Here is a 13,597-nt window from a genome sequence, read left to right on the forward strand (position 1 = left end):
ATTTTCTGAGTCGTGTCAGAGGGTTCTACCCGTTAAAATCAGAGGCTGCAACCCTTTCAAAGAATCCCATTAATTTATTCCGGACAGTAGTGCGCTTTCGCGGGAATGACGACTGTGGTGTTTCTATTACTTTGAGTAAGTACGTTTGCTGAGTCATACCAGTGCATTTTTCCATTGAGGCTAGACGCTGCAATCCCTTCAACGTATCCCGTTTACTTATTCCTGCCAGTAGTGCGCCTGCGCGGTGGTCCGACATTTCGGAATGACGACTGTGGAATTTCCAAAGAATCCCGTTTATTTATTCCGGTCAACACTGCGCATTCGCGGGCAACCCAGTGAGAATGCGGCAGCATATAGGTGCCCACTGGCTAGGCATAGCAAGGCGAGAAAGCCCCCTAAAACAACTCCGCCAAATCACTCTGCGCCTGATACACCTCCACCAGCGATACAAAGGTGGTTACCTGTGAAAGCTGCAACGCCAATCGTTGCTGGCTTAGCTCTAAGGCCGTACGCTCACCCACTTCAAACAGGTATTCCGCTTCCCGCGTGTTTATCTCTTCCTGCTCCAAAGCACTGAGGTTAGATTCCAGCGCGGCTTCGGCAATTTCGACCTTCTTTCGGTTAACGTTCAGCTGTACAGCCAGGCTGAGCTTTTCATCGGCCAGCTCCATTTCTTTCAGGGTTACTTCCATGGCCGCATCGGCCTGATCCTCCTTGCCGAACTGGGCCGGAGAAAGGTTGACGCTGAGCGAGGCAGTAAACACCTCATCGTCAATATCGTAATTTGCCCCCAGGGTTAAATCGGGGTCGTAATCATAGATATTGGCCAGCTGCGCCTTCAGTGAAATAAGTTCAACCGCCAGCGTGCGCAGCTCTTCACTTTTGGCGTCGGCATCCTGCAGGCTTTCTATGGATTTCTGCCGTTCTTCAACCAGTGCCTGCAAGCCCTGAAAATTCACCAGATTGCTGACATCGGTATTCACATCTTCACCCAGCAATTCCTGATAGCTCTGCTCTGCCTCGGCAACGCTCACCAGCGTTTCGTACAAGTCTTCGCGGGCGTCGATCACGTCTTTTTGCGCGTCGATCAAATCAGAAGAGGACGACTCGCCCAGCTCAAACGCTCCGCGAACACTTTCCAGAACCTGTTCGGCTATTGCCAGATCCAGCTCGGCTATTTCGTATTCCTGCTGAGCCGTCACTAAATTCAGAAAGGCGCTTTCCAGCTCTGTTTTCAGATCTTGGCGGGTGTACTCCAAGGCCAACACAGCCAACTCGTAGGCCTCGACCATTTCCGGCGTAATATCACTCAGCGCAAAGGGCTTGTAGGTGCTGTAGATTTCCGCTTCATCGTCGGTAGAAACCGAGCTGCCAATCTCCAGTTTAGAGTTCAGCGGCACCGAGGCATCGAGCGTTACGGCATAGCTGTTGTCTTCCGCGTCAAGGTCGTAGGTGGAGCTGCCGGTCAGTTTAATGTCGGCGTCATCCCACCACTTTATATCCAGCTCGTCGGCAGCCAGGCGAAGGTCGTTACGCGCCTTCACCATGTCATAGCTGTCGCTTTGTACGATATTCCATTGCTCATCCAGCGCCAGCGCCGGCAAATCTTTTGCCAGTGCCGATGCCGCAAATGGCAACAGCAGAACAGCAAGTGCGCCATAAGCCTTTAAACTACGCATCGCGAATGCCCTCCGCGATGGGTCGTTTAACCAGCGAGTGCAGCGGCAGAATGCCGAACAACCCACCAAACACCAGTGCACTGGCAAAACCAATCAACACCGCTACCGGCGTGATGATACTGCCGCGAACATCACTGGCGCTGAAGCCTTCAAACACTGAGGTGACGGTTTGCGCCAGGGGTGCCGCAAAGAAGTACGCCAGCGCAATACCAATCAGGGCTGAAAGGCCACTCAAAATGAGCGCCTGAGTTAAGAACTTACGCACAATGCGCGGAATGCTGGCACCAAGGGCTCGCTCAATGGCGATATCGCGATTCTTGCCGATAATCTCCACCAGCATGATGCTTAATATGCCGATGGCACCGGAAACCAGCAGAATAAAGCCAAGCACATTAATGATCAGCGTTACCTGGCGCACCGATTCCCGCGTTTCAGAAAGCAGCGTCGACGGGCCATCGGTGGTGCCTTCCCAAACATTGACGTTGGCGTCGTAGCCATACTCGTTGGCGATAACATCACGAATTTGCCCTTCTGCGCTGTCGTTACCGTCAACCTTCAATACAAAGGTGGATGAATAAAAGCCGATCAACCGTTCGGAGTTCACACTGGATGAGATCATCGAGGTGTAAGGCACAAACATATCGCCAATGCCGTAAGCCTCGCGCTTCAGCTCATCCGGGTTTTTATAAACCCCCTCAATGGTATAAAGCGGAATGGTGGTTCCGGCTTCGCGCCGGCCGGGGCCACGTGAGGTTGGCGTTTGCACCTGTTTGCCTATAGCGGCATCGGCACTGCCATAAAGAATGACGGCGGCGTCTTCGCTGAGCCACATTTTCTTCAGGCCTTTGGTGACATCTTCCGCTGTCATTGGTAAACCGTTCAGCAGTTCCAGCCCCATAACATCCAGGTACTCTTCGCTCACGCCAACGGCAGAACGCAGGGTAAACTTATCGCCTTCTGAAACTAGCGAATCAAACACACCAGTAACCACCACTGCCGAGCTTTTAGCACCGCTGACGCTGGCCCGGGTAATGCTGTAGGCGTTCAGGTCGAACTCGCCGGGGCGAATGCGGTCGTAGCTGCCATCGCTTTGCAGCTCGGTATTGGAAACGGTCAGCACTATGCCGCCCTGATTAATTTTTTCTTCCAGCATCTCAGAAAAATACTGGCTGATGCTGAGCGCAAAAATCAGGATGCCCACACCAATACCAACAGATAAAAAGGTAACCGCCGATTTAAACGGGTTTTTGCGAATGCTTTCCAGGGTATCAAATAAAGCTTGCATAACGTTCTCCTATTCCACCCGCATGGCTTCAGCCGGCGGAACTTTTGCGGCCTGTAAAGCCGGCACCACTGTAAAGGCCAGCGTGATAATGCTGGAAACCAAAACCCCCAAAGCAACCGCTAAATAATTGAAGCTGCCCTCGCCGTTGGCGGAAGAAAGGATCTGCGAGAATGCCAGCACAATGGCAATACCAAATACCGCGCCCACCACCAGCAACAGGCCACCTTCAGATAGAAACATGGTGAACACATCGCGCCGGGTTGCGCCAAGCGCCTTTAAAATTCCAATCTGCTTACGTCGGCGGAGTGTGCGGCTGTACAGAATATTGGAAACATTCACACTGGCGATCAGCAAACCTGCCAGCGCCAGTACCAGCGTAATGATGGCGATCTTTTCATTACGGCTGATGATGGCTTCGGCTTCTTCGCGCGGTACGCTGATGCTGACCATGCCAACGCCGTAGATGCTGTCGAACCAGCTGGTGAGCTGCGCTTCGGCGCTTTCTAACTGAGTGGCATCATCAACCGAAAAGTGCAGCGATTCATTGCCACCACCTGTTGGGCCGCGTGCTGCCTGCGCGCCGGTCGAATCACTGGCAAGTTCTGATGGTGTAAAAAACATATCGTCGTAAACCGTGCCGGTTTCTTCCAGCGCACCGATGATGGTGTAAATACGATCAAAGGATGCGATCTGCCGGCCAACCGCTTCACCATCTTCATACAGAGTGGCGGCAACGTTAGCGCCCAGAACCAGCAGCTTGCTGCCGTTGGCCACATCCTGTGCGGTAAACACACTGCCCTGCGCGGCATTTATGTTCATGGCCATGAAAAATTCATCGCTCACTTCATAGCCGGCCAGCTCATCCACCGTTGGCTCCGGCCCTTCCACGGTGGCTAAATCTTCCAGGCTGGGTTCCGGTGGCCGACCATCCTGAGGCTGGCTTTGCTGGGGTTGCGCGGCCTGGGCCTGCCCTGCATCGGCCGGGCTCGTGGGCTGTGCCGATTGTTCGGTTTGTGGTTCCGCCTGTACCTCTGGCGGCTGTTCGCGGTTGGCAATACGCTCTAACAGCGCCGAGGTGTTAATGCGCAGGCGCGTGCGGCTGGATATATAGGAGTAACTGATGGCCGGTGAAACACTCTTGGCATCCAAATCTTCAAAATCCAGATTGAAGTCATCGTCTTCACTGGTTTCAACCAGTGGCTGCAGCATATCTTCGGCAGACTCTTTCGGCCGAACCACAATTTCACGGAACTCTGAAAGCTTGAGCATTTGTTTGCCGTCTTCAACCGCTTTACCAAACATGCCAAAGCCGGAAGCCGTCGCGCCAATACTCAATGCCAAACCGAGTATCAACAGCATGGATTCTATCGGGCTCAAAAACATCGCCCGAACGCTGAGCGTCAGGTCTTCTTTCATGTTCATCGGCGCACCTCGCTGGCCAGCAGGCCATCACGAATATTGATCACGCGCTGGGCCATTTCGCCCTGAGCATCGTTGTGAGTCACCATCACAATGGTGGTGCCCTGCTTGTGCAGGTCGGTAAGAATATCCAGCACCTCCTGGCCTTTATCGGTGGGCAGGTTACCGGTGGGTTCGTCGGCCAGAATCAGGTTGGGCTTATTGGAAAGCGCACGCGCAATGGCCACACGCTGCTGTTCACCACCGGAAAGCATGGTGGGCAAATGGCTCATGCGGTGACTTAAACCGACTTGATCCAGCAACTCAGCTGCGCGCTTCTTCCGCTCGTTGTAGGCCACGCCTGCGTAGCTCATGGGCAGCATGACGTTTTCCATCGCGGAAAGCTCCGGGAACAGGTTGAAGCTTTGAAAGATAAAGCCAAAGTGCGTATTACGGATACGCGCCTGTTCTTTATCCGGCAGTGCGGTAATGTCGTAATCTTCCAGATAATAGGTACCACCGGTGGCGTTATCGAGAATGCCGATAATGTTCATCAGCGTCGATTTACCCGAGCCGGAAGGCCCCATAATGGCCACGAACTCGCCGGCTGTTATTTCAAACGAAACCTCATGCAATGCCGCTACTTCGGTATCACCGAGATCATACTTTTTCTGAATTTTGTCTAAACGGATCATGTGGTTACTCTCCCGATAATTTAATTTCGTCGTAGCTGATAAAGTTCTGGTAGCCAGAAGTGATAATTTTGTCGCCCGCTTTCAGGCCGGTTAACACCTGTACGGTATTGCCTTCAATTTCACCAAAGGTCACCGTGGTTTTAACCGCGCGGTTGCCTTCAATGACATAAACGTATTTTTGCGCACCGGTGGTCAGGTAAGAGCCACGCGGCAGTGTTAAGGCGTTTTCTTTCACCCCCAGGGTGAACACGCCAATGGCGGTAGAGCCCAGCAGCAGGCTGCTGTTGTATTCGTTAGGCGTCACATCAACAGAAACGGTAGCGCCCAGGCCATCGTCGGAGGTTTCAGCCACCCGGCCAATGGAGGTAATGGTGCCGATCACTTTTAAAGAACCCACCGTCACCGAAACCGAATCGCCCAATGCGATATCGTCGGCATACTCTTCAGATATGGATAAATCGAACAAGGCGCTGGTTGGGTCGGCAATGGTGAACAGCTCGTCACCGGAATCCAGCGTACTGCCGGAAACAGACATTTCATCGGAGATTTCCAGAATATCGCCATCCATCGGGCTTTTAATGCGGGTGTCTTCCAGCTCGTTTCTGGCACGGGTTAAGCTGAGCTGCTTCTGGTTGATCAGCGCTTCAGCTTCCTTCAGGTTAATGACATACATGGCTTTGTTCTGCTTCAGCTCACGCTCGGCGGTTTCCAGCTCTTCACGTTTGGTTTCCAGCTCGTCCTGAATGTCTTCCAGCTCAGATTCGCGCGCGTTGTTGATTTGCACCAGCTTGATGTAGGTGGCTTCGTCTTCTTCCAGGTCTGCGATATCGCGCTTGATGGTTTTAATTTCGAAGGCGCTGTCTTCAAGGGAGTTTTCATATTCCAGAATCACCTGTTCACGATCCACCTGCGCCACAATGAGCTCGGCCTCGTAATCTTCGATGTCTTCTTCAAGGTCATCGACATCGATCTCGGCCAACAGCTGGCCTTTGCTGACGGTATCGCCCAGGGTGACATAAAGGGCACCGCTGTAGGCGTCATCAGGGCTGGTTACAATAATTTGGTTGGGCAGTTGCACGGTGCCACTGGCCTGCTCTGTCAGTACCAAATCCTGCTGGGTGACAAAGGCGGTATCGTAATCGCTCAACACATAGCCGCCATCGCCGCTGAGCAGGGTTTGGTAGGCAATACCAATCGCCACGACAAGCACCGCCAGCACGATCAGGGCAATGCGCCCCTGGCTTTTCTGCTTTTTGGATTTCACCGGTTTCACCGATGCCTGATCAACAATTGCCATTCCCAACTCCCGGTTTATAAGTTTTTTCTGATGACCTCACTATAAAACGCTGAAAAATCGTTGAGTTAAGGCAGTGTTAAACGAATGTTAAAAATGTAAAAACTCAATGGCGCTGGCGCGGTTCAAGTGTTTAGCGGGCGTTGAAAGGTCTACAATCGGGGCAAATACAGCAGGTAAACTGTTCATATGTTCAACCGAATCAACACACAACGACTCGCCATCTTCTTTTACCCCATCGTTTTAGGGTGCGTGGTGGTTTTGGGTGTTTTGCAACTGGGCTGGGTTTCGCAGGCTTCAGAAAGGCAACTGGATTTCGCGCAAAAGAACATGGCACTGGAAGTGACCAAAGCGGTGGATACCCTCGCCAAAGAACTTCACGAGCAACTGCTGGCCGCCTTGGCCAACAACCCCGAAAGCGCCGAGCTGTTCAGCCAGTACCAGCGCATTGAATACGATCAGGGCTGGCCAACTTACAATGCCGAAGACCCACGTGCAGCCATTGTTGAATTGATAACCGCAGAGCCCGGCCAATCCGGCTTAACCAGCCTGCTGCACCAGATAAACCGCCTGCAAACCGATAACCGGCTGGCGCTGCTGCAAATGAACAACACCCGGGGCGAGCCCTCTGGCAACCGTTTTACCGTTCACCTGATTACCATCGATGAACGCGCCTTTATTAATGAGCACACGATTGGGCTGATTAAAAGCAACCTGCAAAACTACGGCTTTACCCTCGTCAATAACGGCGAAACGCTCTACTCCACACTGCCCTCGGCCCCTGCAACGGCTGCAGAAGTAGAGGTGGCTGTGATCAGTGGTGTGCGGGTACCGGTGCTGCAGAATGCCGACGGTACGCTTCAATACCGGGAAAGCCGCTTCAACCGACAGGAAACCCCGGATAATGCGGAAAACAGCCTGCTCAACTCGCCCGATATTTTTGCCTTTTACGACCGAGTGCTGAACGCCATCAGCAGTGACAGCCACCCTGAAGATTCGGGCAGCGGCCTGGTGATACAGATATACGCACCGGAAGGCCCGTTAAAAGCCACGGCTAAAAAACATCGGCTGCTGAACAGTATTGTCAGTACCAGCATTCTGGTACTCATCAGCATAACGGCGCTGGTGCTGTTGCTGGCAACACGCAAACTGCAAATGCTGCGTGACCGCGAGCGGGATTTTGTCGCCACCGTCAGCCATGAACTGCGCACCCCGTTAACGGTGATAAGCTCTGCGGCAGATAATTTAAAAGCGGGCATTGTTTCAAAGCCAGAGTCGATCAACCGCTATGGTGAAGAAATTGCCCGGCAAAGTAAGCGGCTGGAGCGAATGATTGAAAGCACGCTTTACTATTCCGGCCTGCCGCAACAAAACCGGGTAGAGCTCAGCCTGGTAGATTGCGAAGCCTACTTTTCTGAGGTACTGGCACCACTGGAACAATTAACCGCCAATCAGGGCATTCAATTTAACGTTTCTATTGATTGCTCGGTACGGCAAATCAATATCGATACCCAGGCCATTCGCCTGATTATTGAAAACTTGGTAATGAATGCCGTGGTACACGGTAAACCAGACCAAGGCCCGGGCGTTATCTGGTTAGACATTTCAGCCACCAAACACCAGCTCCACATAGGCGTTGCCGATAACGGCAATGGCATACCGCGCAACGAGCACAAACAGGTATTTGACGCCTTTGCCCGTGGCAAGCGCAGCCTGGAGCAACAACGGCCCGGCAGTGGCCTGGGCCTTAACCTGATCGCCCGCACCACAAAACTGCTGGGGGGCGAGGTTTCGCTGCACAGCCCCTACACCGGCAAGCTGGGCACGCAACAGCACGGCGCGCAGTTTCACATTGATTTACCCTTAGGTGCGGCCAGCGATGACTAAAACCCTACTGATTATTGAAGATGAAGCCGGCATTGCCTTTATGCTGCAAGACCGCTTTGAAAGCGAAGGCTACAGCGTTGTGCATAAAGACAACGGCCCCGAAGGCGAAGCCTACGCGCGGCAAAATAGCGTCGACGTGATTCTGCTCGATATCATGCTGCCGGGCAAAGATGGCTTTCAGGTGTGTCAGGATTTACGCCGCAGCGGCATTAACACCCCCATACTGATGCTCACCGCACGCACTACCAACATCGATACCGTGATGGGTTTAAAACTGGGCGCCGATGATTACCTGACCAAACCGTTCGATATGGCCGTGCTCAGCGCCCGGGTAGAAGCCCTGCTGCGCCGCGCGCAGGCCGAAACACCGGCCAAACCAGCGGTACAAAACGACCAATACCCCTTTGGCGATTTTCTGCTGGATACCAGCAAACAGGAGCTTTACCGCAACGGCAGCTTAGTTGAACTGAACACGCAGGAATACCGGCTGCTGAAATACCTGGTGCAAAACCCCGGGCGCGTACTCAGCCGCGATGAACTGCTCGATGCCGTTTGGGGCTATAACAGCGATGTCACCACCCGCACGGTGGATGTACACATTGCCTGGCTGCGCAAAAAGATAGAAGACAACCCGGTGAGCCGGCATTTAATTACGCTGCGTGGGCGCGGGTATAAGTTTTTGCAGGAAGCCGAGTAAGCCCAGGCAAACATTAAAACGGTGCAACCCAACAATAAGCCGGCAAACCTGCCGGTTGATTGCTGACTGGATGCTCGCGCCAAACCATGCCTTTTAATTTGAATATAAATTAAAAAGGGCCGCTAAGGTTTTAGCCGCCCCGCTTATTACTGGGTTTGTGTAGCCAGGTACTGTAGCCACTCATCACTGTTTGGCCCAACCACACACTCCCCCTTTACACGCAAAGCCAAGCGCGTTTTACAGCGGCTTTTTATCTCTGCGAAGGGCTCTCCCGGCAACTGACGAACGGAATCGACCAGTGATTGCCAGTGCGGCAGTGTTTGCTCTGCCAACGTGTAATAAACCCATTTCCCGCGTCGCTCTTGTGAGAGCAACCCGGCTTTGAACAACATTTTTAGATTGCGTGACACGTTATATTGGCTTTCACCGGTGACATCCATTGCTTCTGCGACGGTGACCTTTTGATCAACATGGATCAACAGCCAAAACAGTTTTAGCCGGTTTGGCTCGGCCAGCGCTTTTAATGCATCCAGATAGGAGAAATCCATCTAACACCTTTTTTTCAAACCGATGAACATAAGCACTAAGCCTATCATAATCACCACGCCCGAATGCGTTGCATGGAAGGCCAGCTCGGCTTTATTCGCACCGGTAAGCAGCGCGTACCAAAAGAATGGGCAAAATAAACCAAGCAACGCAATGTTTCTGCCTGCTCTGGCTTGTTCTGAAATAGCCTCCCCCTTAATTAAGGCGGAGCCAACCTTAACCAGGTGGCTGTATGCACACCACTTCGTCAAATTCTTAATCGATAGTTTCATTGGCAGCCTTTAAGCGAGTCTCGGGTATTTTGCGATTCTAATAGATTCCGACACACATTCATACTTGCACATTCGCGCATATATAAATATGATTCCGCCAAATCTAAATTTAGATTTATCTAATACACACTGACACTAAGGTGATTTTGCAACGATGGAAAATTTAACAATCGCATTGAATGAGTTTATTCATGTAGGCGGCGCGCTGATCATTGTGATCGCTGTTGTCTCTGTCCTTACCGGATTTATGCGCGAATACATTCCGCAAGATAAGCTTCAGCAAAAGCTTTCTAAACACGAGAAGCAAGGGCCGATATTTGGCGCACTGTTTGGCATGCTAACCCCTTTTTGCAGCGCATCTGTTGTGCCTGTTTCAATGGGTATGGCAACGATGGGCGTTTCGCTTGGCACAGTCCTCAGTTTTTTAATTTCAGCGCCACTGTGTAACTTCATTGTACTGGCCATGGTGTACGCCACCTTTGGGCTTAAGGTAACGTTGACCTACTTATCCATTACCCTAACGGCCGCGGTTCTGGGTGGCTGGCTGATTACCAAAACGCCGTGGCGCAATGAAATTAAGCGTGGTGAAGAACTGGAAGCCAAGCCCGCCACTTCATGCGGTTCCGCGCCAATGGCCCAATCGGCTTGTTCTGCTCAAACGGCTGAAGCCTCTTGCAGCGCCGAACCTGTAACTCAGGCCTCAGTGACTACCAGCTGCAGCGCAAACGGTACGCTTCATATGAATATGGCTGCGATTCAGCCAACAAAAAACCAGAATGCCCTTCGCTTTGCACTGGCCCTGTTTAAAAAGATCATTCCGTACGTTCTGTTGGGCGCGCTCATCAGTGGCTTATCTGCGGCTTACTTACCTTCCGAATTGGTGGAGAAATACGTCGGTGGCGACACCATACTTTCAATCCTGATCGCTGCGGTGATTGGCGTGCCGCTGTACCTGCGTATTGAAATGGCAATCCCTTTGCTGAACGTATTAATTGTAAAAGGCATGGGGCTTGGGCCAGCAATGGCATTAATTGTGGGTGGTACAGGTGCAAGCCTGCCTGAAATTGCGCTGGTTTCTTCCGTACTTAAACCAAAAGCAGTGGTGGCTTTTGTGGCTATTGTATTAACCACGGCCATTATTGCGGGCCTGCTATTTCAGTATGTCATCTGATTAGTGCATACCTTGGCCTGATTAGTGATCAGGCCAAGGTACCCGCAATTCGTGGGTTTTCAGTGTTAAACAGAGTGTCGCTTTTATGCAGGGTGCTGAAACCAACCGTAGTCTCCTGCACAAGCGGCTTCAACAACATCTTCATAACTGAGAGATTCACAGCAAGGGTTGTAGCCCCATGCGCTGGTTTTAAACCGGGCTTAGCGCATTTCAAATAATTCCTGATGGAAATGCTTTGGCTCCAAGCCCTGCTGAACCAAATCCGTTCTAATGGCTTTACCAAAGCCGGATGGGCCACAGAACCAGACACTGGCGGATTTCCAATCCGGTATCATGGAACGCAATCGCTCACCGCTTAACAGCCCGTCTTCGCCTTCAACCAGTAAATGCAGGTTCACATTCGAGCCTTTAACATCGGCCTCCAGCCTGCTTAGTGCTTCGGGGGCCAGTTTTGTTGTGCTGTGGAACAGATCAACCTGTTGCTTGTTGCCCGATGCTGCCAGTTCTTTCATGCGGGCAATAAAGGGGGTAATACCTATACCGCCGCCAATCCAGATTTGTCGTTCTGCAGTATCTTCAAAGGTGAAGCCACCATAGGGGCCTTCAACCACAGCATGTTGGCCGAGCCTAAGCTCTTCTGGTAACTGCTCGGTATAGTCACCCAACGCCTTGGTGATAAAGGTAATGCGCGAGCTGGAGTCATCCCAGGAGGACGCAATGGTAAAGGGGTGAGCGCCTTCTTTCTTATCGAAAGTTACGAACGCGAATTGACCAGCCTTATGGCCAGACCAACCCGGTTGCAGTTTAAGCGTCGTTTCCATGATGTTCATTTCTTTGAACTCAATTTGCTCTTCAATAACACCCGTTACTTTATGGCGTTTACCCACCTGGCGTAATAAAACAATGACCGCCGAAATCGTTCCTGCCAACAGCAGCAATGCCATAACAAAGCCCAATGGCGATAACCACAATGCATATTCGAACAGGATGACGGCATGAACGACCAACGCCAAATAGGCTACAGCGATGATTAGGTGCGTTTTTGCAAACCACTTGTACTTAAACCGTTTAACCAGCGCTAACACGATCACCACGACCACGGCGTAAAAAGCCCATTCACCGATGGATTCAGCAAGATGCTTCCAGCCTAAAAACAGCTGCTCTAAAGAAAATACAGCGTCTTCTCCGCCGATCATTGGCGGCTTACCACGTTCCGGTGCCTCCATGAGCCCTAAAGAGATCGCCCAGGTAGGCGCGTTTTTACCGGCCCAATGCAAAATAGCCATAACCAGCCCGGTTATGCCCAGCCATTTGTGCAGACGGTAGGATTTATCCAAACCGTTGAGCAACGGTTCTAAGAATTTAGGTCGGGTTGCCAGCACCATAGCAATGCTCATAACCCCAATGGCAATAACACCAGAGTACTGAAGGAATAAATCCCGAATGGCAATGAAATCTGTACCGGCTGAAAATGGCAGGTTTGCAGCCAACCAGAGCACGGTGAGTGCTGTCAGCCCTCCCCAGAAGGCTAGTTTTATGTTCTTGAGCATATTTTGACCTTATCCCTACGCTGGGCAATTGTTAGGTAAGCGTTAACTGGCAGCCAAAGTAACGGTCAAAAATGCAAGAACTGTGGATGGTTTATGGGGAATGTTGGAGATTGGGCCGAGGGGCTATTTCACGGGAGAAATTCAGCAAATGTGAGAGCTAGTGGGCCATGAATTACCACGATTGACCTGATCTACTGATTCCCTTAACCGAGCACTGAACCAGATCGTTTTTATTTGCTAAGCTACCAATCAACCGTGACATAATTTTTCGAGCTATCGTCGTATAAAATCACTGTTGCGGCACCTCGATCACCGGATACCGAAATAGAACTCACATGCCCTTTCATAGTTTCACCGGCATTTTGTTTGGCTAACTCTATAGCCATCTGTTTTTCTTCAACCAAAAAGAAGTTCATCATAATGGTCATCAACACGACAAAGCCCAGGCCCAAACCGTAGGCTATTTTGGGCCTGCCGGTCTTATAACCCGCCTCTGCTAATGCAGATAACACCTGTTTACCTGAAAGTGAAAGATGAACCCATATAAGTATTGCCAGTAGCGCTGCACTTATTAAATACTGCCCGATCACTTTAAAAGTATTGAGCTTTAAGTTCAGCATTGTCAGATCCAAAGGCTGAAGGAAAGGCGACACTATAAACATTCCTAAAAACGACGCGACCAAAAAGCCTGTGGCTACGCGCAGGAATCTTGCGGTTCTTACCGAGCCCTTAACCAGCAGGATACCTGAGATTACCGCGAAGATATTAAAGCTGGATGAGTAGTTGATGCGATTACTGATACAGTAAATCATGAATAAGATATCGACGATGCCAATAACGATCAGTGCGTATCCGATTTTTTTGAAGGGGTTTTCTGTGGTGTTCAAATTGCTTCCTTGTAAATAAAGGATTTAGTAGTGAAATAAAGCAGATTAATTAGGTCGATGAAGCTAGACCCTTTGACTAATGGCGTCAGCAAGTTGAGTTTGACGAAAAACACGATATCTATCCACAAACCCGATCACGGAGACCCTGTAATTAATTCTGTGTAACTGCAAGGTTTATAAATAATCTTCCAAGCGCTCTTCAAATTCAATCATGAACCGGTTGAGCGCTGCCTTCC

At 51.1% G+C, this 13,597-nt stretch carries 12 protein-coding genes; 3 read left to right on the forward strand and 9 right to left on the reverse strand.

The window, feature by feature from the left end; translation table 11 throughout:
• Positions 1 to 395 precede the first annotated feature (395 nt).
• From BCF53_RS18520 to BCF53_RS18540, 5 genes are read right to left on the reverse strand one after another with little or no spacing between them, the layout of a single operon-like run.
• Positions 396 to 1,679, reverse strand: a complete 1,284-nt coding sequence (locus tag BCF53_RS18520) for a TolC family protein (protein WP_132704163.1) — start codon at positions 1,677 to 1,679, stop codon at positions 396 to 398.
• A complete protein-coding gene (locus tag BCF53_RS18525; RefSeq protein WP_132704165.1) occupies positions 1,672 to 2,964 on the reverse strand; it encodes an ABC transporter permease in 1,293 nt (430 codons plus the stop codon). The genes BCF53_RS18520 and BCF53_RS18525 overlap by 8 nt, the downstream gene beginning before the upstream one ends.
• 9 nt (positions 2,965 to 2,973) lie before the next feature.
• Entirely contained in the window at positions 2,974 to 4,386 is a 1,413-nt protein-coding gene (locus tag BCF53_RS18530; protein ID WP_132704167.1) for an ABC transporter permease, read from the reverse strand.
• Complete coding sequence (locus tag BCF53_RS18535) at positions 4,383 to 5,057, reverse strand: ABC transporter ATP-binding protein (RefSeq protein ID WP_132704169.1); 675 nt, start codon at positions 5,055 to 5,057, stop codon at positions 4,383 to 4,385. The genes BCF53_RS18530 and BCF53_RS18535 overlap by 4 nt, the downstream gene beginning before the upstream one ends.
• A gap of 4 nt (positions 5,058 to 5,061) precedes the next feature.
• Positions 5,062 to 6,354 carry an efflux RND transporter periplasmic adaptor subunit gene (locus tag BCF53_RS18540; protein ID WP_132704171.1) on the reverse strand — a complete coding sequence of 431 codons (1,293 nt, stop codon included), beginning with the start codon at positions 6,352 to 6,354 and terminating at the stop codon, positions 5,062 to 5,064.
• Between the two features lie 186 nt (positions 6,355 to 6,540).
• On the opposite strand from BCF53_RS18540, the gene BCF53_RS18545 reads away from it, so the two are divergent.
• On the forward strand, positions 6,541 to 8,238 hold the full coding sequence (locus BCF53_RS18545; protein WP_132704172.1) for a sensor histidine kinase: 1,698 nt from the start codon (positions 6,541 to 6,543) through the stop codon (positions 8,236 to 8,238).
• Positions 8,231 to 8,935 carry a response regulator transcription factor gene (locus BCF53_RS18550; RefSeq protein WP_132704173.1) on the forward strand — a complete coding sequence of 235 codons (705 nt, stop codon included), beginning with the start codon at positions 8,231 to 8,233 and terminating at the stop codon, positions 8,933 to 8,935. The genes BCF53_RS18545 and BCF53_RS18550 overlap by 8 nt, the downstream gene beginning before the upstream one ends.
• 146 nt (positions 8,936 to 9,081) lie before the next feature.
• On the opposite strand, the gene BCF53_RS18555 is transcribed toward BCF53_RS18550, so the two are convergent.
• Complete coding sequence (locus tag BCF53_RS18555; RefSeq protein WP_132704175.1) at positions 9,082 to 9,483, reverse strand: ArsR/SmtB family transcription factor; 402 nt, start codon at positions 9,481 to 9,483, stop codon at positions 9,082 to 9,084.
• Positions 9,484 to 9,753 carry a hypothetical protein gene (locus tag BCF53_RS18560; protein WP_132704177.1) on the reverse strand — a complete coding sequence of 90 codons (270 nt, stop codon included), beginning with the start codon at positions 9,751 to 9,753 and terminating at the stop codon, positions 9,484 to 9,486.
• A 154-nt stretch (positions 9,754 to 9,907) separates the two neighbouring features.
• On the opposite strand from BCF53_RS18560, the gene BCF53_RS18565 reads away from it, so the two are divergent.
• On the forward strand, positions 9,908 to 10,924 hold the full coding sequence (locus BCF53_RS18565; RefSeq protein WP_132704179.1) for a permease: 1,017 nt from the start codon (positions 9,908 to 9,910) through the stop codon (positions 10,922 to 10,924).
• A 200-nt stretch (positions 10,925 to 11,124) separates the two neighbouring features.
• On the opposite strand, the gene BCF53_RS18570 is transcribed toward BCF53_RS18565, so the two are convergent.
• Entirely contained in the window at positions 11,125 to 12,474 is a 1,350-nt protein-coding gene (locus tag BCF53_RS18570) for a ferredoxin reductase family protein (RefSeq protein WP_132704181.1), read from the reverse strand.
• A gap of 242 nt (positions 12,475 to 12,716) precedes the next feature.
• A complete protein-coding gene (locus BCF53_RS18575) occupies positions 12,717 to 13,361 on the reverse strand; it encodes a hypothetical protein (protein ID WP_132704183.1) in 645 nt (214 codons plus the stop codon).
• Between the last annotated feature and the right edge of the window lie 236 nt (positions 13,362 to 13,597).

Origin of the sequence: Reinekea marinisedimentorum (genome assembly GCF_004341165.1) — a bacterium.
Taxonomy (GTDB): Bacteria; Pseudomonadota; Gammaproteobacteria; order Pseudomonadales; family Natronospirillaceae; genus Reinekea; species Reinekea marinisedimentorum.

What these genes read in the sequence shown, in the direction of transcription:
- BCF53_RS18520 (WP_132704163.1), bottom strand. Translation starts at nt 1,679, where the DNA reads ATGCGTAGTTTAAAGGCTTATGGCGCACTTGCTGTTCTGCTGTTGCCA.
- BCF53_RS18525 (WP_132704165.1), bottom strand. Translation starts at nt 2,964, where the DNA reads ATGCAAGCTTTATTTGATACCCTGGAAAGCATTCGCAAAAACCCGTTT.
- BCF53_RS18530 (WP_132704167.1), bottom strand. Translation starts at nt 4,386, where the DNA reads ATGAACATGAAAGAAGACCTGACGCTCAGCGTTCGGGCGATGTTTTTG.
- BCF53_RS18535 (WP_132704169.1), bottom strand. Translation starts at nt 5,057, where the DNA reads ATGATCCGTTTAGACAAAATTCAGAAAAAGTATGATCTCGGTGATACC.
- BCF53_RS18540 (WP_132704171.1), bottom strand. Translation starts at nt 6,354, where the DNA reads ATGGCAATTGTTGATCAGGCATCGGTGAAACCGGTGAAATCCAAAAAG.
- BCF53_RS18545 (WP_132704172.1), top strand. Translation starts at nt 6,541, where the DNA reads ATGTTCAACCGAATCAACACACAACGACTCGCCATCTTCTTTTACCCC.
- BCF53_RS18550 (WP_132704173.1), top strand. Translation starts at nt 8,231, where the DNA reads ATGACTAAAACCCTACTGATTATTGAAGATGAAGCCGGCATTGCCTTT.
- BCF53_RS18555 (WP_132704175.1), bottom strand. Translation starts at nt 9,483, where the DNA reads ATGGATTTCTCCTATCTGGATGCATTAAAAGCGCTGGCCGAGCCAAAC.
- BCF53_RS18560 (WP_132704177.1), bottom strand. Translation starts at nt 9,753, where the DNA reads ATGAAACTATCGATTAAGAATTTGACGAAGTGGTGTGCATACAGCCAC.
- BCF53_RS18565 (WP_132704179.1), top strand. Translation starts at nt 9,908, where the DNA reads ATGGAAAATTTAACAATCGCATTGAATGAGTTTATTCATGTAGGCGGC.
- BCF53_RS18570 (WP_132704181.1), bottom strand. Translation starts at nt 12,474, where the DNA reads ATGCTCAAGAACATAAAACTAGCCTTCTGGGGAGGGCTGACAGCACTC.